Origin of the sequence: Marinobacter sp. 1-4A, from assembly GCF_016597725.1 — a bacterium.
In the GTDB taxonomy this organism is placed as follows: domain Bacteria; phylum Pseudomonadota; class Gammaproteobacteria; order Pseudomonadales; family Oleiphilaceae; genus Marinobacter.
Map to the genome: position 1 here is coordinate 372673 of NZ_VCGY01000004.1, position 22131 is coordinate 394803.

29 protein-coding genes and 1 tRNA gene are annotated in these 22131 nt (G+C 51.8%); 21 read left to right on the forward strand and 9 right to left on the reverse strand.

The genetic code is table 11. From position 1 onward, the window contains the following. Positions 1-52 precede the first annotated feature (52 nt). The 10 genes from FE845_RS11505 (at position 53) to FE845_RS11550 (ending at position 8484) form a co-directional block, all read left to right on the forward strand. Positions 53-1009, forward strand: coding sequence for an acyl-CoA desaturase (locus FE845_RS11505; RefSeq protein WP_200364758.1), 957 nt, complete (start codon positions 53-55; stop codon positions 1007-1009). Further along, the gene (locus FE845_RS11510; protein WP_200364675.1) at positions 1006-1473 is read left to right on the forward strand and encodes a nuclear transport factor 2 family protein; all 468 of its coding nucleotides are present in this window, start codon (positions 1006-1008) and stop codon (positions 1471-1473) included. Before FE845_RS11505 ends, FE845_RS11510 begins: the two co-directional genes overlap by 4 nt. Next, entirely contained in the window at positions 1470-2264 is a 795-nt protein-coding gene (locus FE845_RS11515; protein ID WP_200364677.1) for an SDR family NAD(P)-dependent oxidoreductase, read from the forward strand. The genes FE845_RS11510 and FE845_RS11515 overlap by 4 nt, the downstream gene beginning before the upstream one ends. Further along, complete coding sequence (locus tag FE845_RS11520; RefSeq protein ID WP_200364678.1) at positions 2264-3529, forward strand: NAD(P)/FAD-dependent oxidoreductase; 1266 nt, start codon at positions 2264-2266, stop codon at positions 3527-3529. Before FE845_RS11515 ends, FE845_RS11520 begins: the two co-directional genes overlap by 1 nt. A gap of 2 nt (positions 3530-3531) precedes the next feature. After that, positions 3532-4416 (forward strand): DUF1365 domain-containing protein, encoded by an 885-nt coding sequence (locus FE845_RS11525; protein WP_200364679.1) that lies wholly within the window; start codon positions 3532-3534, stop codon positions 4414-4416. Continuing rightward, entirely contained in the window at positions 4404-5678 is a 1275-nt protein-coding gene (locus tag FE845_RS11530) for an SAM-dependent methyltransferase (protein ID WP_200364680.1), read from the forward strand. The genes FE845_RS11525 and FE845_RS11530 overlap by 13 nt, the downstream gene beginning before the upstream one ends. After that, the gene (locus FE845_RS11535) at positions 5675-6193 is read left to right on the forward strand and encodes a DUF2878 domain-containing protein (protein ID WP_200364681.1); all 519 of its coding nucleotides are present in this window, start codon (positions 5675-5677) and stop codon (positions 6191-6193) included. Before FE845_RS11530 ends, FE845_RS11535 begins: the two co-directional genes overlap by 4 nt. Beyond that, positions 6190-6939 (forward strand): hypothetical protein, encoded by a 750-nt coding sequence (locus FE845_RS11540; RefSeq protein ID WP_200364682.1) that lies wholly within the window; start codon positions 6190-6192, stop codon positions 6937-6939. Before FE845_RS11535 ends, FE845_RS11540 begins: the two co-directional genes overlap by 4 nt. Positions 6940-7020: 81 nt before the next feature. Then, positions 7021-7833: an exodeoxyribonuclease III gene (gene xthA, locus FE845_RS11545; RefSeq protein WP_200364683.1), complete on the forward strand. Its 813-nt coding sequence runs from the start codon at positions 7021-7023 to the stop codon at positions 7831-7833. 18 nt (positions 7834-7851) lie between these two features. Then, complete coding sequence (locus FE845_RS11550) at positions 7852-8484, forward strand: TetR/AcrR family transcriptional regulator (protein ID WP_200364684.1); 633 nt, start codon at positions 7852-7854, stop codon at positions 8482-8484. A gap of 44 nt (positions 8485-8528) precedes the next feature. Here FE845_RS11550 and FE845_RS11555 read toward each other — a convergent pair whose 3' ends face one another. Next, positions 8529-8945, reverse strand: coding sequence for a phasin family protein (locus FE845_RS11555; RefSeq protein WP_200364685.1), 417 nt, complete (start codon positions 8943-8945; stop codon positions 8529-8531). Between the two features lie 227 nt (positions 8946-9172). Between FE845_RS11555 and FE845_RS11560 the strand changes: the two genes are divergently transcribed. From FE845_RS11560 to FE845_RS11585, 6 genes are all read left to right on the forward strand, one after another. Beyond that, a complete protein-coding gene (locus FE845_RS11560) occupies positions 9173-9334 on the forward strand; it encodes a hypothetical protein (RefSeq protein WP_200364686.1) in 162 nt (53 codons plus the stop codon). Positions 9335-9350: 16 nt separating this feature from the next. After that, on the forward strand, positions 9351-9788 hold the full coding sequence (locus tag FE845_RS11565) for a YeeE/YedE family protein (RefSeq protein WP_200364687.1): 438 nt from the start codon (positions 9351-9353) through the stop codon (positions 9786-9788). A gap of 4 nt (positions 9789-9792) precedes the next feature. Next, on the forward strand, positions 9793-10263 hold the full coding sequence (locus FE845_RS11570) for a YeeE/YedE family protein (protein WP_200364688.1): 471 nt from the start codon (positions 9793-9795) through the stop codon (positions 10261-10263). Between the two features lie 87 nt (positions 10264-10350). Further along, positions 10351-10779: a TIGR01244 family sulfur transferase gene (locus tag FE845_RS11575; protein WP_200364689.1), complete on the forward strand. Its 429-nt coding sequence runs from the start codon at positions 10351-10353 to the stop codon at positions 10777-10779. 38 nt (positions 10780-10817) lie between these two features. After that, entirely contained in the window at positions 10818-11927 is a 1110-nt protein-coding gene (hemH, locus tag FE845_RS11580; RefSeq protein ID WP_200364691.1) for a ferrochelatase, read from the forward strand. Between the two features lie 71 nt (positions 11928-11998). Continuing rightward, the gene (locus tag FE845_RS11585) at positions 11999-13906 is read left to right on the forward strand and encodes an acyltransferase family protein (protein ID WP_227714269.1); all 1908 of its coding nucleotides are present in this window, start codon (positions 11999-12001) and stop codon (positions 13904-13906) included. Between the two features lie 8 nt (positions 13907-13914). Here FE845_RS11585 and FE845_RS11590 read toward each other — a convergent pair whose 3' ends face one another. Both FE845_RS11590 and FE845_RS11595 read right to left on the reverse strand, forming a co-directional pair. Then, on the reverse strand, positions 13915-14133 hold the full coding sequence (locus tag FE845_RS11590) for a hypothetical protein (RefSeq protein ID WP_200364695.1): 219 nt from the start codon (positions 14131-14133) through the stop codon (positions 13915-13917). Positions 14134-14316: 183 nt separating this feature from the next. After that, positions 14317-14407 (reverse strand) — tRNA-Ser (locus FE845_RS11595). Positions 14408-14664: 257 nt separating this feature from the next. Between FE845_RS11595 and FE845_RS11600 the strand changes: the two genes are divergently transcribed. From FE845_RS11600 to FE845_RS11620, 5 genes are all read left to right on the forward strand, one after another. Then, on the forward strand, positions 14665-15381 hold the full coding sequence (locus FE845_RS11600) for a Bax inhibitor-1/YccA family protein (RefSeq protein WP_200364697.1): 717 nt from the start codon (positions 14665-14667) through the stop codon (positions 15379-15381). A 103-nt stretch (positions 15382-15484) separates the two neighbouring features. Next, a complete protein-coding gene (gene tusD / locus FE845_RS11605) occupies positions 15485-15901 on the forward strand; it encodes a sulfurtransferase complex subunit TusD (protein WP_200364760.1) in 417 nt (138 codons plus the stop codon). Between the two features lie 2 nt (positions 15902-15903). After that, entirely contained in the window at positions 15904-16254 is a 351-nt protein-coding gene (locus FE845_RS11610) for a DsrE family protein (RefSeq protein ID WP_200364699.1), read from the forward strand. 31 nt (positions 16255-16285) lie between these two features. Beyond that, positions 16286-16570, forward strand: a complete 285-nt coding sequence (gene tusB, locus FE845_RS11615) for a sulfurtransferase complex subunit TusB (RefSeq protein ID WP_200364701.1) — start codon at positions 16286-16288, stop codon at positions 16568-16570. Between the two features lie 3 nt (positions 16571-16573). After that, positions 16574-16900 (forward strand): TusE/DsrC/DsvC family sulfur relay protein, encoded by a 327-nt coding sequence (locus FE845_RS11620; protein WP_200364703.1) that lies wholly within the window; start codon positions 16574-16576, stop codon positions 16898-16900. Positions 16901-16945: 45 nt separating this feature from the next. On the opposite strand, the gene FE845_RS11625 is transcribed toward FE845_RS11620, so the two are convergent. The 6 genes from FE845_RS11625 to FE845_RS11650 form a co-directional block, all read right to left on the reverse strand. Then, positions 16946-17323 (reverse strand): hypothetical protein, encoded by a 378-nt coding sequence (locus FE845_RS11625; protein WP_200364705.1) that lies wholly within the window; start codon positions 17321-17323, stop codon positions 16946-16948. A gap of 47 nt (positions 17324-17370) precedes the next feature. Then, the gene (locus tag FE845_RS11630; RefSeq protein WP_200364707.1) at positions 17371-18570 is read right to left on the reverse strand and encodes a DUF445 domain-containing protein; all 1200 of its coding nucleotides are present in this window, start codon (positions 18568-18570) and stop codon (positions 17371-17373) included. A gap of 333 nt (positions 18571-18903) precedes the next feature. Further along, positions 18904-19176 (reverse strand): hypothetical protein, encoded by a 273-nt coding sequence (locus FE845_RS11635; protein ID WP_200364709.1) that lies wholly within the window; start codon positions 19174-19176, stop codon positions 18904-18906. A 141-nt stretch (positions 19177-19317) separates the two neighbouring features. Then, the gene (locus tag FE845_RS11640) at positions 19318-19617 is read right to left on the reverse strand and encodes an antibiotic biosynthesis monooxygenase family protein (RefSeq protein ID WP_227714270.1); all 300 of its coding nucleotides are present in this window, start codon (positions 19615-19617) and stop codon (positions 19318-19320) included. 148 nt (positions 19618-19765) lie between these two features. Then, entirely contained in the window at positions 19766-21091 is a 1326-nt protein-coding gene (gene ltrA / locus FE845_RS11645; RefSeq protein ID WP_200364711.1) for a group II intron reverse transcriptase/maturase, read from the reverse strand. 511 nt (positions 21092-21602) lie between these two features. Beyond that, positions 21603-21989, reverse strand: a complete 387-nt coding sequence (locus FE845_RS11650; RefSeq protein WP_200364713.1) for a VOC family protein — start codon at positions 21987-21989, stop codon at positions 21603-21605. Positions 21990-22131 lie beyond the last annotated feature (142 nt).

Consider the following 22131-nt stretch of genomic DNA (forward strand, 5'->3'; position numbering starts at 1 on the left):
TATGGGAAAACATCGCTGTACAGGTTCCATTCAGAAAAAAGGCAGTCAGGGTATGACCCGCGTGCAAAACTTATTTGTAAACATTCTAAGGTGGTTCGATTCCGAAGCAGGTTTGGATCACATAGACAGATCCTCCCGTTCTTTCAGCTTCGTGCGCGTAATTCCGTTTATTGCGCTGCATCTGGCCTGCCTATTGGCTTTTTATACCGGCGTAAGTGCATTCGCCGTCGGGTTCGCACTCGTCTTTTTTGTGGTCAGAATGTTTGCGATTACCGGATTCTACCACCGCTACTTTGCCCATAAGACATTCAAAACCAGCCGCCCGGCCCAGTTTATATTTGCCGTGTTGGGTGCGAGTGCAGCCCAACGTGGACCACTTTGGTGGGCTGCCCACCACAGGCATCACCACCAGCACTCGGACCGTGAGCAAGATCTACACTCGCCTCATCAAGGCGGCTTCTGGTGGTCTCACATGGGGTGGTTTACCTGTGATGCAGGCTTTGTTACAGACGAACGCCGCATTCGCGACTGGTTAAAGTTCCCGGAGCTGAAAGCAATTAACAGGTTTGACGCGCTGGTACCTGCCGCCGCCGCCATTTTAATCTATAGCCTAGGCGAAGCCCTTGCCGTCTGGGCACCGGATCTTGGCACCAATGGCCTGCAATTGCTGGTTTGGGGTTTCTTCATCTCTACCGTTGTGCTGTTTCACGCCACCGTCTCTATCAACTCGCTATCCCATGTTTGGGGCAAGCGACGATTCGAAACCTCTGACGACAGTCGCAATAACGTCTGGCTTGCCCTCCTGACATTAGGTGAAGGCTGGCACAACAATCATCACCGCTGGCCCCAGTCCGTTCGACAGGGCTTCCGTTGGTACGAGATCGACGTAACTTGGTACGGGCTTTGGGCTCTGTCGAAACTGGGCATTATCTGGGATCTAAACCCGATACCTAAACACATCCAAGAAGAAACCCGCCAACGTGATCAAATGAGGAGGGCGCAAAAATGACAACCGCCCCGGCAATAGAAGTAGGACATCCCAACTCCGCTGTGCCCATCACTCTGGAGAAGTTCAAGGCTTTATTTAACCAGTTGGATAAGGGAAACCTGCACACTCTGTCCGCCGTGTATAGCGAAGACATAAGGTTTCAGGACCCATTAGGTCAGGTCGAAGGCCTTGATGCCCTAACTCACTACTTCGCCAGCGCCTACACCAACGTCATTTCGTGTCACTTTATTTTTGACGAGCCGGTGGTTCAAGGCAGCTCCGCCTCCATTCCTTGGGTGATGCACCTTCGCCATAAGCGCATTCGCGGTGGCCGTGACATACAGGTGGCAGGCATTAGCCACGTCGTCGTGAAAAACGGCAGAATCTGCTACCACCGGGACTATTTCGACGCCGGGCAACTGCTGTATGAAAACCTCCCGTTGATCGGTGGCGTTATCCGCTGGGTTAAGGGATACGCAGGATGAGCAAACGTCTCGACACTGTATCCAGTATATGGATTACCGGCGCCAGCTCTGGCATCGGTGAATCAGTCACCCAAGCATTGATACGCGGCGAACACCGGCTGATTGTTACCGGGCGCCGCGTAGAGCCTCTGGATCAGTTGAAAACACTGGCGCCAGAGCGCATCGCAACGGCAGCGGCAGACACAACCAGCAAGGAGGATTTGCAATCAATTTCTGCAACATTGGAATCCTTCGGCGAGTTGAACATGGCTATTCTGAATGCTGGCACTTGCGAGTATCTGGATGTCGCTCACTACAGCAGTGACGTGATCGAGAAAAACATACACACCAACGTTGTTGGCACAGCCCGTTGCGTTGAGATCGCCTTGCCTGCATTGCGACGCACCAGAGCTAAAGGGCAGCCCGCCACGTTGGTTATTGTAGGCTCATCCGCTTGGTGGTTCCCGTTTGGCCGTGCGGAGGGTTATGGCGCATCCAAAGCAGCCTTAGCCTATTTCGCACAAAGCTTGAGAGCCGATCTGGCGGCGGAAGGTATCGATGTTGTGTTGGTGTCACCCGGCTTTGTGAAAACGCCACTGACCGACCGGAATGATTTCCCTATGCCGTTTCTGGTCACAGCCGAAGATGCTGCAGAGCGCATCGTCAGCGGGCTTGCTAAAGGTCACAATGAAATTGCCTTCCCGAAACGCTTTACATGGATCTTGAAGTGTCTGGGTGCCCTTCCCCAGTCATTGATTGACCGTATGGCCGCTTCCATGGCCCGTAAAAGCTCCAGCGAACAGGATACATAATGAATAACGAACGTCAGCGTATTGCGGTTATTGGTGCCGGTGTCTCCGGCCTTACGGCAGCGTGGCTTCTCGCTGAAAAGCACGATGTCGAACTCTTTGAGGCCGCAGATTACGCCGGGGGCCACACCAATACCGAGTTTGTAGAAGCCGGAGGGCGCATGTGGCCGGTAAATACGGGGTTTATTGTGTTCAACGATTGGACATACCCGAACTTTATGCGCCTTATGGAGCGATTGGGAGTGCCCTCGGAAGTCAGCGACATGAGCTTCAGTGTGGATAGCAGCACCACAGGGCTGCAATACAACGGCACCAGCTTGAATACGCTCTTCGCCCAGCGCAAAAACCTGCTTAACGTCCGCTTTTTAAATATGGTGCGGGAAATTCTGAGGTTCAACAAAGAAACCCGCGCCGATATGGCTGCTGGCAAGATCCTCAGTACCGAAACACTCGGCGAATACTTAAACCGCAACGGCTATTCCCGGTACTTTCGCAATTACTACATAGTGCCCATGGGCGCAGCGATATGGTCGGCCCCGGAAATCGTCCTCGAACAGTTTCCAATACGCTTTTTCCTACAGTTCTTTAATAACCACGGCATGTTGTCAGTGGACGATCGCCCCACGTGGCGGGTTATTTCAGGTGGCTCCGCGCAATATGTGAAGGCCATGATGGAAAGGCTAGGAAAACACACGCATTTGAACACGCCAGTACAGACTGTAAGCAGAAATGAGAAAGGCGTTACGGTTGTCCTAGAAGGACAGACCCTTGAGTTTGATCAGGTTATTTTTGCTTGTCATAGCGATCAAGCGCTAGCCATGCTAGCCGACCCGAGTGATACAGAGCGTGACATTCTAGGAGCCATTCCGTACCAGAAGAACGATGTGGTGCTTCATACAGACAGCAGCGTTCTGCCAGACAACCGCAGAGCTTGGGCGGCATGGAATTACTATATTCCGAAGCACAGCACTGAACCGGTTTCGGTAACATACAACATGAACGTACTACAGAACTTCCATCAGGCTCCGGAGGTTTTTTGCGTCACCCTAAACCGAAGCCAAGATATTGCCGAAGACAAAGTCATCAAGCGCTTCAATTATTCTCACCCAGTGTTCACTTTGGATGCGGTAGAAGCTCAAGCACGCTACGGCGAGATTGGTAACAAAAATCGCACCCATTACTGCGGCGCCTATTGGTTCAATGGTTTCCATGAAGATGGCGTGCGCAGTGCGCTACGGGTAACCAGTGATTTTGGTGTGGAGCTCTGATTATGGACAGCCAATGGTTACAAGGCTCCATCCGGCACCGGCGCTTGTATCCGGTTCGGCATGAGTTTGAATACCATACTGGCATGTTGGCGCTGGATACGGATGAGTGGAATCAAATAGCCAACGTAAGCCCCTTCTTTTCTCTGGAAAGCTTCAATTGGGTGTCTTTGAAGCGTAAAGACTATTTCCAGCCCGAGGCCGGTGAGTTATCAGAAGCGCTACGCGCACACGTTGAGACCGCCACCGGTTGGCGCCCTGATGGCGCTGTGGAACTCATAACCCATCCTCGTTACGCGGGGTATGTTTTCAATCCTGTGAGCTTTTACTTTTGCTATCGCGCTGGCGAAAGCGGTGCCAACGGCGATGTTCCCGCTGTTATCGTGGCCCAGATTACGAATACCCCTTGGCATGAACGCCATGTTTATTGCTTAGAAACCACACACAGCGCACCCAATGCCGCTGGCTGGCGCACCGAACGATTCGACTTTACCAAGCGCTTTCATGTGTCGCCGTTTAACGCCATGGCACAGCAGTACGAATGGACGTTCAGCTTCCGTGGGAAGGATTTGAGAATCCACATGAACGTGCTCGAAGAAGGAAAGAAACATTTTGATGCCACACTTGTAGTCCATAGAGCCCCTCTTACACGTAAAACTCTTCATAAAAGTCTGCGCCAGTTCCCGGTGGAGGCACTTAAGGTGGCAGCCGGTATTTACTGGCACGCGCTGAAGCTGAAACTCAAAGGTGCGCCCTTCTATACGCACCCGGACAAACTCGCTGATAGCGATCCCGCCCACAAGCTAGGGGTCACCGATCAGGGAGTTGATGTAACCAGCACAGACGACTCAAATAAGACTCGAGGAAAGGTAAGCTCATGGAGAACCTGAATACACCGGCAAATACTGTCACCACCCCTCAGGCCAATATCTCACTGGCTAGCCGGGTAGCGCGCAATTTGGTGATCCATCAACTGCGGCAACTGGGAGCCGGCACGCTCATCATTCGTGAATCCGGGATGGAGGATCTGGTATTTGGCGATGGCAGCGATGAGCATCCACCCGCAGAGCTGATTGTTCATGATCCGAGCACTTGGCGGGATTTGCTAACGGGCGGCAGCGTCGGCGCTGCCGAAGCCTATGTAGCCGGAGATTGGTCATCACCGGATCTCGTTGCGCTGCTTCGGTTCTTTACGCGCAATATTGACCGCATGAACGAGTTTGAGGACAAGTTCAGTTGGGTGACCAAACCAGCGCTCAAAGGACTGCACTGGCTTAACCGCAACACAAAAGACGGTTCGAGAAAGAACATCAGCGCCCATTACGATCTGGGCAACGATTTGTTCGAGACCTTCCTCGACCCGACCATGATGTACTCTTCTGCAATTTACCCCAGCGAAGATTCCACGCTCGAAGAAGCTGCCGTTCACAAACTCGACACCATCTGCAAAAAACTGGATTTGCAGCCAAGTGACAGAGTTATAGAGATAGGCACCGGCTGGGGAGGTTTCGCTATCCATGCGGCTAAACACTATGGTTGCCATGTAACCACAACCACTATTTCCAAAGAACAACTGGAACTCGCACAAGAGCGGGTTCGCAGTGAAGGCCTCGAAGATCGCATCACCTTACTGTTCGACGATTATCGAGACCTTGCGGGTCAGTTCGACAAACTGGTTTCCATTGAAATGATTGAAGCCGTAGGCCCTCAGTATCTGGACAGCTATTTCAGTCAGATTAACGCGTTACTAAAGCCAAACGGATTGGCCTTGGTTCAGGCCATCAACATGCCTGAGCAGCGTTACCAGCGTGCCCTAAAAAACGTCGATTTTATCCAGCGGTTTATCTTTCCCGGCAGTTTTATACCGTCATTCGGCGCCATTCTGGAATCGGTACGTAATGAATCCAATCTGGTTTTGACCCATTCGGAAGATACCGGCTTTCACTATGCGCGCACGCTCAGGGACTGGTGCGACCGGTTTATGGCCAACCGCGAAACCCTTGAATCCATGGGCTACGATCAGGCTTTCCGCAGGCTCTGGCACTTCTACTTTGCCTACTGCGAAGCAGGCTTTAGCGAACGAGCTATCGGTGTATCACAGTTGGTTTTCGCCAAACCCGGCAACAAACGGCAGAACATACTGAGTGTATGATTACATCAGAAACGGCTCGTAATGTACTGAATTTTATACTTTTTCAGATCGGATGGTTTGCTTGCGTCGTCTACCCCGATGTGATTGGTCCAATTGTCGCGCTGCTGTTACTGGTGATCCATTTTGTGCTGGTGAGCCAGAATCGCTTAACCGAGCTGCAATTTATCGGCTTGGGAACGGTTGTAGGCTCATTGCTAGACGGTCTCTGGCTCAACACTGGCGTCCTTGATAACGGAAGCGACGCGTTGGTGATTACTCCGCTTTGGTTGGTGGCTATTTGGGCGACATTCATGTCCACCCTCAGCCATTCCCTAAACTGGATCAGCCGTAAGGTCTGGCTTGCGTTTTTGTTTGCGCCCATTGCAGGCCCGTTTGCCTACTGGTCGGCAAGTAAATTGGGAGCGGTTACCTTGCCGGATCTTGCTCTCTCAATCGCAGCTCTGGCCCTTGGATGGCTATTGGTGTTTCCGTTGCTGCTGTTTACCCGAAAATCTCTGTATCCGGAGCTGTCATGACTGCCATACGCGGTGGATTTTTACTGGTGGCGGCCTCTCTGGCTGAGCCTACCTATGCTGCTTTGTTCGAGTTTACCGGTTCCGCCGCCAGAAACGATGGAACAGTGCTGTACGAGGAACAACACCGAGTCGAGGGACTGTGTGAACGTGGCGAGTTCGAGCCACTGGAGCATCACGTTATCTACCTCCCCTCTAGGGGCAGCGGCAGCGATCAACCATTCGCAGAAAAATGGCTGGATTACAGCGCTTCGGCTGTACGTCCAACAGTGAATTTCCGGCAGCCAAATTTTAATGAGTTTCTTAAAGTCACCTATCCTGATAAAGATATCGTGAGCCTTGTGTGGCAACAGCCCGGAGGCGATACCAACCGGTCAACCCTTGATATGCCCAATGATTTGGTGGTGGACGCAGGCTTTGATAATTTCGTGCGTCAGAATTGGCACAAAGTTATTAACGGTGAATCTGTAAGATTCCGTTTTCTGGCGCCAACTCGCGGAACCGATTACGCGTTTGTATTGGAGCCTGCACAAAACCAGACCGTGAAAGCAGACTACTTGGTACAAATTCGCCCGGACAGCTTCATGCTCAAATTTTTGGTGGACCCTATTGTCCTCGGCTACAGCAAAAAAGGGGTGCTCACCGTCTATTCTGGCCTCACCAATATTCGCGAGAATGCCGATCAAAATTTCACTGCAACCATCCTCTATAACGTGACCACCTACCCGGAATGTGAACTTACCCCTTAATCTTGCCGCCTTTGAAGAGGCGGTGCACAGGTTCCTATGTGTTAAACTTCTGCGGCAACCAACGCCGGAGAATGTTTAGCCATGATGTTTGTGTCTTTTAACGTCAACAGTATACGTACCCGCCTGCACCAGCTTGAGGCACTGGTAGAAAGCCATAACCCGGATATTATCGGCCTTCAGGAAACCAAGGTACGGGACGAAGAATTTCCGGTTGAAGCCATACGCGAACTGGGCTATCACGTGCATTTTCACGGCCAGAAAACACACTATGGGGTTGCATTGCTATCCCGCATAGAGCCGGACCGGGTTTTTAAAGGCTACCCCGGAGATGAAGACGACGCCCAGCGGCGAATGATTACCGGGCAGTTCACCGTCAATGGCAAAAAGCTTACGGTTCTTAACGGTTATTTTCCTCAGGGCGAGAGCCGCGACCACCCCATCAAGTTTCCAGCCAAAGAGAAATTCTACGCAGACCTCATGGCTTATTTGGATGAACTTAATGAGCGGGATGGCCACGTGGTGATTATGGGCGACATGAACATTTCCCCCACGGATAAAGACATTGGCATAGGCCCGGACAACGCCAAGCGTTGGTTACGCACCGGTAAATGTTCATTTCTTCCGGAAGAAAGGGAATGGTTAGGCCAAGTTGAGGCTCGCGGCTATACCGATGTGTTCCGCCACCTGCATCCGGATGAGGCACAAACATTCAGTTGGTTTGATTACCGCAGCAAAGGCTTTGAACGTGAGCCCAAGCGAGGCCTACGTATTGACCTCATCATGGCGAGCGATGGGCTGCTGCCTAAAGCAAAGGAAGCGGGCGTGTCTTATGATTTCCGCGCGATGGAGCGTCCATCCGATCATTGCCCGGTTTGGGCGACCTTTGAACTCTGAGATCTGATCGGGCGCCCCATGACAAAAGTAAAAACCCGGGACCGAATACTTAACACCAGCCTTTCGCTGTTCAACAGTCTGGGCGAGCCAAATGTAACAACGTTGCTGATCTCGGATGAGCTGGATATAAGCCCGGGCAACCTGTATTACCACTTTAAGAGCAAGGGTGACATTGTCGAGGAGCTGTTTTCGGCTTTTGAAACGGAAATGCTGGACTTGCTCGCGGTGCCGGATGACGTTGACATCAGTTTAGACCAACAAAGCTTTTTTCTGCATTTGCTGTTCGAGGCAGTGGCACGATACCGGTTTTTGTATCAGGACCTGGTGAACGTCTTATCCAGATACGAGCGCTTGCAACTGCGTTTCAAACGGATTTTGAAGAAGAAAACGGAGGCTTTCCGGGGTATCTGCGAAAGCCTGCGGAACCAAAACATGATGAGCGCTGATCAGGAAGAAGTAGACTCCTTGTGTGAACAATTAACCCTGACTGCGTGTTACTGGAGCGCGTACGATACGCTTTCCCACCTTGACGACAGGGAGTCTGTCGATCCTGGACGTGGTGTTTATCAGATGATGAATCTTATGCTGCCCTATTTCGCGCCGGACGTTCAAGAGCACGCAAAACTGATTAGCCGGGACTATTTGCTGTAGTACACCTCTTAGCCCCTCTCTCAGTCCCTTAGGCCCCAAAGCGCTTACTCTTCTTCATCTCTACTGCTGTTATCCCTGAGCGCCGAAAGTTCTGCTTCCAATGCATTTATTCTTTGCTCAAGCGCTTCGATGTCTTCCCGGCGATGAATGCCTAGGCGGCGTAACGCGCCGGACACCCGCTCATCAAATAGGTGCTCAAGCCTGTCCCAGGTGCCGGTTGCCCGCTCACGAACACCCTCGACCCGATCTTCCACGGAGCGTATCTGCTTCTCTACCACTCCCCGAGTTTTATTCTCCAGTTGTTCACCTTCCTGAACCAAGCGATCAAAAAACCGACCTGTATCCTCTTCCGCTTTCGTGTAAGCGCCAAGGCCAGCAAGCCAAATCTGTCGGGCAGAGCCTTTTATCTTTGCTGCCAACTGCGGATCGTTTTCGGGTTTCTTGTCGTTCTCATTAGACATGCAACAACCTCGGGAAGAAAAGTGCGCTTAAAGCCTATTGTATTACAGCTAAAGCGCAATTTCAGTCGGCTTGAAAGCCGCATAACAACAGGCCTCAGTATAAAGGCGAAATTTATATGCGAAAATGTTCCCAAAGCGAATAGCTGCAAGCTTGAAGTGTACGAATTTTAGACAATACTTATTCATACCGGAGTCCCTGTTGACACCGGTTTGTCTGGAAGCCTTTCATGGATAAAACTCGCACGCCTCTGCCCGGCATTCACGCCGGGCTTTTTTTTGTTATTATTGCCTGCACTTATATGCTTATTCCAAAAACAACTTTGGAGTTCGCAGAACTAGACGCTTTTGTATCGCAAAAAGCAATTCGAATACCTTACCTTACCGGCTAACTGGAGGAATGATTGAATGATTGATATTGCCTGGAGTAGTTTTACTCCCTGGTCAGCACTCATCGGTGGCGTGCTTGTAGGTCTCGCGGCTGCGAGCTTTCTTTTGCTGAATGGCAGGATAGCCGGAATAAGCGGCATTTTAGGCGGCCTGCTAACGCCGACTGTCGGCGACATCAGCTGGCGCATTGCTTTTTTGGCCGGGCTCATCGGCGCGCCAGCTCTTTGGGCCTTGGTGGCTCAATTGCCGCCCATTGAAATCAATGCGGGATACCCCGTTCTCATTTTGGCTGGCCTTATTGTAGGCGTTGGCACTCGCTACGGCTCAGGCTGTACCAGCGGGCATGGCGTTTGCGGGCTGTCACGACTCTCTCCCCGGTCTTTAGTAGCAACCCTTAGTTTTATGTTTGCCGGGTTTGCCACCGTGTTTGTTATCCGCCATCTGCTGGGAGTGTAACTCTATGAAATCTGCTATCGCCGCACTATTTTCTGGCTTGCTGTTTGGCTTCGGCCTACTGGTTTCCGGCATGGCGAATCCGGAAAAGGTCTTGGGCTTTCTCGATATTGCCGGGCTCTGGGACCCGTCCCTTGCTTTCGTGATGGGTGGCGCCATCCTTGTTGGCCTTGTGGCATTCGCCATCGCCCGTAAAAGAACCCTCTCCTTCCTCGGCTTCAGCATGAAAGTGCCCGGCCAGTCCCACGTAGATAAACGCTTGATCATTGGTGGTTTATTATTTGGTGTGGGCTGGGGTATTGCCGGCATTTGCCCCGGACCCGGGCTGGTAGGTTTGGGCGCAGGCGAACTCAAATCCGCTGTTTTCGTGGCCTCCATGATCGTCGGCATGGGCGTGTTCGAACTGATAGAGCGCAGCCGGGCTGGCGCAAACCCAACCCGGTCCGGAAGCGGCTGGAGTGCGACCACTCAGGAGTGAGCGGATTAGCGGTGTATCCTTCTGACAGACGCCATCAGCTATGAGATGATGGCGTCGTTTTTCTACTGAATCCGGAGACGAACCCCCATGGATATCCGAAAAATAGATGACTCAATTTCCGTCGCTCCCCAGATTACCTACACAGATGTAGCAGAGGCCGCCAAACTCGGCTTCAAAACACTGGTAGCCAACCGCCCGGACCAAGAAGAGTTTGGCCAGCCCCCCATGGCAGATATTGAAGCGGCCGCTATTGAGAACGGCATGACGTGGGTTTATATGCCCGTTGAATCGGGAAACATAGCAGACGCAGACGTTGAGCGCTTCGGAGCAATGATCCGCGAGTCAGAAAAGCCCGTATTGGCCTTTTGCAGAAGCGGAACTCGTTGTACAGTCCTTTGGGCACTAAACGCAGCCCGCACCACTCCGGCGGAGGAAATTTTCACCAAGGCCCGCAGTGCTGGCTACGACATCAGCGGCCTTGCTCCGCGCATGGCCCAGCAAGCAAATAATCAGTAATTTGTTTCTTACGATCAACGCTCAGGATCCACCTTCACATGCAATACAAAGGTTCAGAGAACTTCCGGCATAATCAGCCGGAACGGCTTGGTGTACTGGTAACCAACCTAGGCACTCCAGATGCACCCACCCCTTCAGCTTTACGGCGTTATTTGGGGGAGTTTCTCTCCGATCCCAGAGTTGTTGAGCTGCCTCGCCCTTTGTGGTGGCTGATATTGCACGGAGTCATCTTGCGAATCCGCCCCAAACGCAGCGCTGCAGCCTATGCCAGCGTTTGGCAGCCTGAAGGCTCGCCGCTGCTAATCCACACAGCCAAGCAGGCTGAAGGCATACAGAAAGCTCTAAAGAAGAAGTACGGCACTGATGTGGTTGTAGGCTTTGCCATGCGCTACGGCAACCCCTCTATTCCGAGGGTGCTTGATGAAATGCAACAACAAGGTGTGCGAAAACTGGTAGTGCTGCCGCTCTACCCACAGTATTCCGCCTCAACATCCGCGTCTACTTTTGACGCGATCGCGAAAGACTTTTCGAAGCGCCGCTGGCTGCCGGATCTGCGTTTTATCTCCCACTATCCGGATTATCCGCCCTACATAGAGGCAATGGCCCGTCACATTGAAAATCACTGGGCTGATAATGGGCGCAATCAAAAGTTGGTGCTTTCCTATCACGGCGTTCCACTGAAGTACCTCACCAAGGGGGACCCCTACCATTGTGAGTGTCACAAGACTTCAAGACTACTGGCAGAGCGTCTGGGGCTGGCAAAAGATGACTACATAACCACCTTCCAGTCTCGTTTTGGCAAAGAAGAATGGCTCAAACCTTATACTGACGAAACGCTAAAATCGCTGCCCGGGCAGGGAGTTAAATCCATAGATGTGTTTTGCCCAGGGTTTTCGTCTGACTGTCTGGAAACCATTGAAGAGATTGATGAAGAGAACCGCGAATACTTCATGGCGTCTGGTGGCGAAGGTTTCAATTACATAACTGCCTTGAATGCGACCCCGGGCCACATTGATGCGTTGGTACAGTTAATCGAGGACAACCTGCAAGGCTGGCAGTCTCCAAACAACCAACCTGAAACTCTGGTCGCTCGCCAAACATGTGCAGACGAGCAAAAACAAGCCATCTACCCCGGCCGCGACCTCTAGTGCAATTAGGCTCACCAAAGAGTGAAAAAGGATCTCAGGCTTAATAAGCATCTTGATTCAGGGTTTTTATATTGAAGTATCGCGCCGAAATAGACGGTTTAAGAGCTCTTGCCGTTGTGCCAGTAATTCTCTTCCATGCAGGGTTCGATCTGTTCAGTGGTGGGTTTGTTGGTGTAGACGTATTTTTTGTCATCAGTGGCTACTTGATCACCACATTACTTATTTCTGATATTGAAAAAAATAAGTTCAGTTTGATTAACTTTTACGAGAGGCGGGCAAGGCGTATCTTGCCCGCCCTATTCTTCGTTATGTTAGCTTGCGTGCCATTCGCTTGGTTTTTGATGGTCCCAAGCCAGATGGAGGACTTCTCTCAAAGCCTTATTGCAGTGAGCTTGTTTGCGTCGAATTTTCTTTTTTGGAGCGAAAGCGATTATTTTGCACCGGCGGCAGAAGAGAAACCTCTGCTACACACTTGGAGTCTGGCAGTTGAAGAGCAGTATTACTTCCTCTTCCCGATCTTCTTACTGCTTACCTGGCGTTATGGAAAAAACCGCGTATTTTGGCTGATTGCGTTCCTCTCTTTAGCCAGTCTCGCCCTTAGTGAATGGAGTTGGCGGAACAGCCCTGTAGCGAATTTTTATTTAGCACCAACCCGTGTATGGGAACTTCTAGCAGGCTCTATGTCTGCGTTTATCGTTCAGAAAGCTGGCATAAATAAAAATAACACACTGTCTCTTATTGGTTTGTTCGCTATTTTGCTGACTATCTTTTTATACGATAAAAACACGCCCTTCCCTAGCCTATATGCCCTACCAACGGTTGTAGGCGTTGTACTCATCATTTTGTTCGCAGACAAACACACGGCGGTCGCAAAGCTCTTAAGCACTCGCGTGATCGTCGGGATTGGATTGATCAGTTACAGCGCCTATTTGTGGCACCAGCCGCTATTCGCGTTCGCAAGGATACACGCTCAGGAGTCCCCAAGCCCAACCTATATGCTGATACTTTCGGCCGTATCTATGGGTTTGGCGGTGCTAAGCTGGAAGTTCATTGAAACACCTTTTCGAGACCGGGCTTTAGTCTCGAAAAAAATGGTTCTTTACATAACACCCGTTTTTCTATTCTTTCCGCTCTCCCTGGGTCTGGTCGGCCACGCCAACAACGGATTCGAAGGCAGCTTGCTAAATGCCAATCAACGGGGTTTGCTGGACACGGCGATTAATAGTCCAAAGCGCGATGATTGCCATGCCAGTAAACGAGACTATTTTGGCTATGACGACGCCTGTGAGTATTTTGAGGGTGAACTCAAGGTCGCTGTTTTTGGCGATAGCCACACTGTCGAGCTCGCTTATGCGCTGGCCAAAGAATTGGCGCCGACCCAACAACGTTTAAAGCACTTATCCTTCTCTAATTGCATTCCGAGCTACGGGATCCTGATTGAAGGATACGACGACTGCTCTAACTGGACCAACGACGTGATAAGCCGCGTGATCAACGAAGGTTCAATAGAAACCGTTGTCGTATCCTATCGAATAAATGAAGCTCTTTTTGGCGGGCACGAAGCAACCTTTCCTACACTGCCGAGCAATCGATCAAAACAAGAGAGGGAGAAGATTTGGCGGGCATATGTTGATGTTCTGAACGCTCTTGACGAAAACGGTAAGAACGTCATTCTCGTTATGCAGGCTCCGGAATTGAAAGAGCCCATAGAGAGGCTGATCAAAAGAGATCAGGTTTCAAATGGTGATCTGTCTGGCATCTCAAAGGAGTGGTGGCTCAACAGAAACCAGTTTGTTCGTACACGGATCTCAGACATACCTAAATCAATAGCGATCGTTGATCCGACTCAGCTGTTTTGTGATGAAACCCAATGCTTTGCGGCGAAGAACGGCGTTGCCTATTATTTTGACGATGACCACATGTCTATCGCTGGCGCGACAGTCGTCGCGAAGAGAGTGGTAGAAAAAATGGGCGATTAATATCGAAATTACTCGCCCTTCTTATCGGTTTGCTCCCGCCCCTCATCAGAAAGATCCGGCATGGCTTCACAGAAAGCGCACTCATCAACATTCACATTGGCACCGCCTGCCTCCACGTAACGGACCCGGTGGTTCGCTTTGCCACGGTTAGTGGACACCGCAAATTTTCGATCACGGCGATCATCTAAGTCGGTTTTAATGGCGTTGCCTGCCTGTTTCTCGGACATGCTCATCCTCCAGCTACCTCGATATTAGGAACTATGGCGGGTTATAAGTCCGAAGTGGGGGCGACTAAGACAGATTTAAAGGCCACAGAATACACAAGGCTAGAGCGATACCTGACTTAAAAGAATTTTTTTGACTACAGAGATATTCAGGAAGGATAAAACCAATAACTTCATTGGAAAAAATGGCGGTGGGCCAGGGATTCGAACCCCGGGTACGCTACTAACGTACGGCGGTTTTCAAGACCGCTGCATTAAGCCACTCTGCCAGCCCACCGGTTTTCCATTGCTGCCAAACGACAGCGGTGTGCATGATACCGGAATTGCCTGTGCTGTCAACGCCCTGGACTAAACTCCGTGTAAATTTGAACATTAACTGTCTTTAATGGAATCTGGCGACCACTTTCGTGTCGTAAATGATTGAAAGTTGAGAATTCGACATTACTATAGTGTGCAATACCAAGTGATTGGCGTTTAGCAGGCTTTGGGCCTGCTGCCCGTAACCAGTCAAGCTGCTTTAAATCGGAGAACAGAATGCAAAACAGACAGTTTAATGCTCAGCAGAACCGCAACGGCATGATTGCCCGTGGGTCCGCTACCGCGCCAATCAGTGCTTCGGCGACCAAGGTTTTGCGCAATACTTACACCCTGCTTGCGATGACACTGGTTTTCAGTGCAATTATGGCAAGCGTTTCTATGTCTATTGGTCTGAGCCAAGGCGCAAGCCTTATGTGCAGTTTGGGTGCGCTTGCTCTGATCTGGTTTGTATTGCCACGAACCGCCAACAGCTCAGCTGGCATTGCAGTAGTGTTTGCGTTTACCGGTCTATTGGGTCTTTCCCTTGGCCCAATTCTGTTTCACTACCTGCAATTCCCTAATGGCAGCCAAATCATCATGCAAGCTCTGGGCGGAACCGGCCTAGTGTTTTTTGCACTGTCTGGCTATGTGCTGACCACCAAGAAAGACTTCAGCTTCATGCGGGGCATGCTCGTTGCTGGTCTAGTTGTGGTGCTGGTCGCAGCAGTGGGCGCCATGGTTGCGTCGATGTTCGGTGTTGAAGTTACAGCCTTCAGTCTGGCTCTGAGCGCAGCCATTGTATTCCTAATGTCAGGCTTCATCCTGTATGACACCAGCCGTATCGTTAACGGCGGTGAAACCAACTACATCATGGCGACTACTGGCTTGTACCTGAATATCTACAACCTGTTTGTAAGCCTGCTGCATCTTATTGGCGCCTTCTCCAGCGACTAACGTTTGGAGCGCACAGCGCAGATAAGTGTTTACGCAAACCCCGGCCTTTGCCGGGGTTTTTGCTATTGGTACACTGGTTACATTTCCGGCGAGAATCGCATCCATGGCTGCTAACCCCATACACAGTTATACCTTGGTCATCACTGGCGCGCCCTACTCTACGCAGGCTCCGCAAACGGCCTTATCGTTCGCTCGCGCCGCCATTGCAGCAGGCCACACGGTGGACCGGGTCTTCCTCTATGGTGACGGCGTTCACCTTGCGTCGTCCCTCTGCGCACCTCCGTCGGATGAAACCCATTGGCCTACCGAATGGTCGACATTTCTCACAGACAATGGCATACCCGGAGTCGCTTGCATTGCATCTGCATTGAGGCGCGGGCTGGTAAACGAATCAGAACGCAAGCGTTATGAGTTATCCGCTAGCAACCTTCTGAAGCCATTCATAATTGCCGGGCTTGGCGAGTGGGTTGAGGGCAACATGGCCTCGTCTCGAACGCTCTACTTCCACGCAGGAGGCTGAATATGGGCACATTGATGGTTATTGATCAACCGCCCTATGGAATCTGGGCCGGCCGTGAAGCGCTGGATATGGCGTTTTCTCTTGCGGCGTTTGACCAACCGGTATCCATACTGTTTACCGGTGCTGGCGTTAATTGGCTGCGAACCTATCAAGACACAAGAGAAATCAATCAAAAATCCGTAGAAAAAAATCTTTCAGCGGCGCCGATTTTCGGTGTCGAAGCAATGTACGCATGCGCGCGCGCCTGCACCCAATACGGACTCGGGCCTGAAAACATGGTGGATGGTGTCGTGCTAGCTGAAAACAGCTCTGATTTAATACGCCAACACTCCCACACGGCCTTTGCAGGCTAATTAATACCCGAACATGGCGGAGCCGAGCGTTATGACTGACATTCACACGCTTCACATTCTCAACAAAACCCCCGAACACCCACGCTCGAAGGCATGCCGGGATGCGTTACGGCCCGGAGACGCTTTGCTTCTCATCGAAAGCGCCGTGCTCGCCCTTGCGGCCCAGAGTGGTCCAGAATCAGATGTACCCGTTTACGCTCTAGCATCGGATATCGTTGCTCGCGGGCTTGGGCAATGCGCTCGAGAGGCCTCACTCGTCGACTTTCCAGCCATGGTTGATCTTACGACCCGGGCTCAAAACGTAATAAGCTGGTAACCCATGAAAAAGCCTGCAATACCTGCAAGAAATAACGAAGGATTTCTCGAAAACGCCAATGACTGGACACCCGAGATTGCCACACTCATTGCCTCTGATGACAGTATAGAGCTAAACGAAAAACACTGGGAAATCATCGAGTTTTTGCGGTTATTTTATAAAGAACATGAAATGTCGCCGCCCTCAAACAGGCTGTTTGTAAAGTCGGTAAAAGAGGCTTTAGGCGACGAAAGGGGCAACAGCATTTATCTTATGCAGCTGTTTCCGGGCACCCCCGCAAAAACTGCATGCCGAATAGCTGGCCTACCCCGGCCGACAAACTGCTTGTAAAGATTTCATCTTTTTAGAATGGGCTGCTAATCAGCACCCACACAGTTACTTCGGCATTACCTCTTCACCGTTCGCGGTTGACCCACGCTCTTGCTGTCTGCGCCGTTCCAGATCGGCAGCACTGCCAAGCAAGCTACTAAGCCCATTCTCGAAGATACCCGATCCAAACTTGAGGAATTGCCGTGTAGATTCTTTCACTGTGCCGTCCCAGGCGTTTTCTGGTAGCTCTCGCAAGGTATCTGCAACGCCTGCTTTTACGCCGCGCGCCACCCGAGGCTCGATCTCCTCGGAGACCGCGATCAGCTCGGCAACTTTCCGATCTAGGTAGGGCCGAATAACGAGTGCCCAGAAGCCCGATAAAACCACCAATACAGCAGCAGCCGTAACGATAAACTGCAAAACAAGCAGTGCCCAAGCTGGCATAGCCGTACCCTCCTTTTTGTCACTATGGGGTAGCTATAACGGGGTAGCTATAACGAAAAATACGTTAGAGCAAAAAACTGAATAGCTCCCGCCATCGCCCCGAATAAGCCACCTACAAACATGAGCTGTATTTCCTCCTCCCGAAATGCGGGGCGGAGTATGTCCTGAAACTCTTCGGGCTGTAGCGCTTTCATTTGCCCAGCCAACACATTAGCAACAACTGGCGCTCGCTCCTTGTTAAAGGAAGGGTCGCTGAATACATCTTGAGTCGCCAGAAGTGCCTGTTGATTCATGGCTTTCTTTAGCTCGGTGTAGCCACTCATCCCCACGGTTACCTGAGCGCTGAGCTTCATCAACAAAGAGTTATCTAGCAACGGCCTCAGGTGCTTCTGTATGATCGCCCGGGTTCGATCGCCTCGGCTGCCGTTTATCATGGCATCGGCCACCTTTTCCACAGTGATCAGTTCTTCTGCCACCAATTTCGCCCAGATTTCACTGATTTCTGGCTGGCGTCGCAAAAACAACCCTTGAACTTTCCAGAAGAAGAAACGGCGGGGCTTCAGCGGCGCAAAAATCAGATTTATCGCAAGCCAATTGGTAATGAAACCGACCCCGAAACCGCCAATTGGCAAGACCCAAGGCACAGGATAAGCCGACCATGCTGGCGCAAGAACACACCCGAGAATTCCGCCGATGATTGCCCCGCGATTAATAACGGACCTAAGTTCAACAGAACCCGCTTGCTTGAATATACGATTCATAAGATCAGGGTGCTGTTGCAACTCTCGGCTTAGTAGTGCTTTCAGATCAACCAGCTCGTCAAGATCATCGCCAAAATCATCAACCAGACCCTCAATCCGAGCAGGCAGTTGCTCCCTCGCCCACTGATAAATTCGTCTGCGCAAAAATAAGGGCAGATTATCCCAAAGCACCGGTTGGATTTCGTACATCACCTCATCAATGTACTCATCCAATCGAGGCGTCACTTGAGAAATGACTTGCTCTACGATGCGCTGAGGCTCGAGCTTTTGGTAAACGGCGTTGAGGTCTCCAAAGTGACGGAGTGTTCTATCGATGCAGATATGGGCCATCTTTTCCGATTTACGGGGGATCACCCCTTGCCAACCAACAGCGCCGATGCCTATGAACTGAACCGGGTAGAAAGACATCTGTATAGCCAGCCAATTGGTAAACCAACCTACCACGGCTGCCATAATGGGCACGGATAGAAGTGCAACGTCGAACAAATGAGACCCCGGGTTTTTTAAACTCAGGCGGTTAGCCTGCTGGTTATGTCAACTATGGATGGGCGGATAGCAGTTACCACCTCTGTGTAAGGAACGCATCATGCGACAATCACGCTTATGCGGCATTGGCCGAGTAGCCACTGAGCGCTAGCAAGTGCAGCAGACTTGCTAGATGCTTTACTGAACAAGAAATTGCTTCGGTAGTATTTGCTCTGGCTCGGTTTGGAAAAACAACGATGTCGCGCCAACTCCCTTTGAGCCACTATAATAGTTAGCGACAGCAAACGCGGGACCGTTTTTATACTCAAGTATTCCAATGATGTAGCACGACTTTCAACCTAGCTCTTTTGTGCTCAATACAGTAGCCGTTTCAATGGGGCCGAAGAATTGCTCGATTTGCCCTAACACTTGCGCCTGACTTAGAGACTTCATGTCACTTTCTAAGGGGCCATTTTTCAGCACGCGCTTCATGAAAGCTGTACCACCCTCCTTTTTATAAACCTCTACAGCTTTATCGAACTCCTTTGATGCTTTATCACAGACACTGCTCGCAAGCGAATGACCACTCATAGCCACTAAAAAGGCAGCAATTATAAAACTCTTCATATCTCTTCCTTATTATAGCTTGACCCTAACACTGAGCGTGCTATTTAGCGCAGAGCTTTGGGGCGGCTGAAGTGCAGCGTAAGCCGCCCCAGCCACGAAAGAATGGACTGCAACAACTTGTTATAAAGCATGAGCCCCCATTCACCCTCTCAGCTCAGGTGCAATTTGATGCTCGATAACCTCATAGTGCTGGACTGAAAGGTCAGGCTCAAGCTCATAAGCCCCGTCTTCCGGGTACAAACGAGCCTGCGAAATATCATCGCCAGCGAACGCCTTGATCGATTCTAGGTTGTCCCAGTACGTGATGAGGGTAAGCTCAATTTTGTCCGTCAAAGACCGACGGAAAATCTGAGCACCTAGGAAGCCTGGCGTGGCGTATGAATCCTTGATGCCGGTTTCGTACAGATAGTCCGTGAAACCTTTATTGTGTGCTTCAGGCACTCGACATTTCCATTCCCTGGCGATCATCATTACGCACTCTCTCCTGCTTTATAATGGGGATAGGGAGACACCTCACGATGCCCCTCCTCCCACATCACCGGGCATACGGATCACGTACCACGGCGATTCAGTGACTTGATTCAACCCGTTACCGTACTGCCAGCCCCGGCAGTCCATAGCTCCGGAACAATCGGGCCGGTAAGGCTTGTCGCAGTGCCGGCGAATGACTCAGCCGCCACGGGCCGTGAGCTGATTTGGCGGTGTTCCAAGCCAGTCTGACCGGGACGCCCCGCTTTCTCAGTTCACGATACCCTCTTCGGCCCCATTGCTTCCACACGTAACTTCTCATTCTCCGCCTTATCCACTTGTCCAGGTCCCGCAGCGGGCTCAGCACTTCGGCTGTGTCGAAGTACGCTTTCCAACCAAGCAGGGTCTCTTTTAGATCTGCGATCACCTGGGCCAGTGAGTGGCCCCGTGTTCGGCGGCTCAGTATCCGGATCTGGGTTTTCAGCTTCGTGATGGCTTTGCTGGCTACCTTCAAGCGTTGCCCTTTCCGGCTGAGGGTGAAGCCCAGGAAGCTGCGCTTCCAAGGCCGGTCTACCGCGCTCTTTCGTGTATTCACTGTGAGCTTCAGCGAGTCCTCGATAAAGCGCGTCAAACTCACCATTACCCGCTCGCCTGCACGGCGACTGCCAACGTAGATCTGGCAGTCGTCCGCGTAGCGGGCGAAGAGCAGGTTGCGCCGCTCCAGTTCCCAATCCAGCTCATCCAGCACCACATTCGCCAACACCGGGGACAAGGGGCCGCCTTGCGGCACGCCTTCGGGTGTAGGCTCTTTGTGATGGTTGATCTGGACGCCTGCTTTCAGGTATCGGTTGATCAACCTGAGCAGCGGCTTGTCCAGCGTGTGCTGTTTCAGCCGTGCCATCAACCGATCATGATTTACCCGATCGAAGAAGGCTTCCAAGTCCAGATCCACTACCCAGTTACGGCCTTCCCGAGTGCAATGCTGTCCGTGTCGGACCGCTTGATGCGCAGAGCGTCCCGGACGGAAGCCATAGCTGTGTGGATGGAAGCGGGGTTCCCAGTCCTGCTGGATAACCTGAGCGATTGCTTGCTGGATAAAGCGATCCAGCACCGTTGGAATACCCAGAGGGCGGGAACCGCCGTTGGCTTTGGGAATGGTGACCCGCCGTACCGGTTTTGGTCGGTAGGTCTGCTGGAGCAACTGCTGCCGGATCTCCGGCCAGTGTTGGCGCAGATAATCCGGCAGTTCATCCACGGTCATGCCGTCGATGCCCGGCGCTCCCTTGTTACGTCGAACCTGTTTCAGGGCGCGTTTGAGGTTGTCCCTGCTCAATACACGCACCATCCACGGTGAGGGTCGAACGGAGTGCGAGTTCTCCCGCTTTCCGACAACGGGTTCATCCCCTGGTTGCTCCAGGGGCAGCGCAAGCTGCTTTGCGGATGCCATCCCGTTTCCCTGCACGGACTCTCGACTCCTGTCTCTGTTCGGGCCTTCGGTTCACGGGCGAACCTACTATGCCCTCTGCTGATTTCTGCCACGCGATCAGAGGCGATCGCTCGTCTCTCAGTGGGTCCGTCTACACGTGACAGACCTCCCGGGGTAAGGCACAGAGCTTTCACGGCGTGAACGCCCGATTTATAAAGTACACCCCAATCGCAGAAGGAGGGCTTCGCGGTCACGTGCCCGCTCGCCCCGGGTGTACCACACCTCGTATCGGGTTCCTGTTCGTCGCCCCGCCGCTTTGGATTGGGCTTCCTTCAGACCCCACCTCGCGATGACGCCCTTGCCCTTCTCCTAGCCTTCGGCTCTGCGAACACCTGGCAGGAGGACTTTCACCCGGGCGGCGCTCCGCTCCCTAGTTCTGTGCCATGCCCGGCACACACGCCAATATTAAGCGGCGCCCGACAAGGGCGTCCGGTGGACGGCCGCCAGGCCGGGAACGAACTTGAATGACTGGTTATGTTGCGGTTCCGTACGACGAAACCTCGATCAAATTTTGATCGGGATCTCTGAAGTAAAAGGATTGTATTGGCCCTACCGCCCCTGTGCGCGAAACAATGCCTTCTACGATTTGAACCTTTTTTTCTGAAACTCGATCGTAAGCCTCGTGGATAGGCAGATCGGTAATAAAACATACATCTGCCGAACCCGGCGTAGGAGTGCGAGCATTTGGTTCAAACTCCTTACCCGATTGGTGCAGATTGATTTTCTGGGCACCAAATTTCAGCGCAACTCTTCCCTCACCAAAAATTTCCTGCTCCATACCTAGGACATCCGTATAAAAGCGAACCGTATCGTCTATGCTGCGAACAGTGAGTACAAAATGGTCAAGTCTCAAGATCACAACGAGGCTCTCCTAGCAACATAACGCCAGCGCACAACGGCGCACTTGTAATGGAGGCGCAGCCGCAATGAAAAGTGCGTCCGGCGGCCACAGGCCGCGAATTGCTGCGCCTTGTTAAATTTGGTTGCGACCGACAACATGG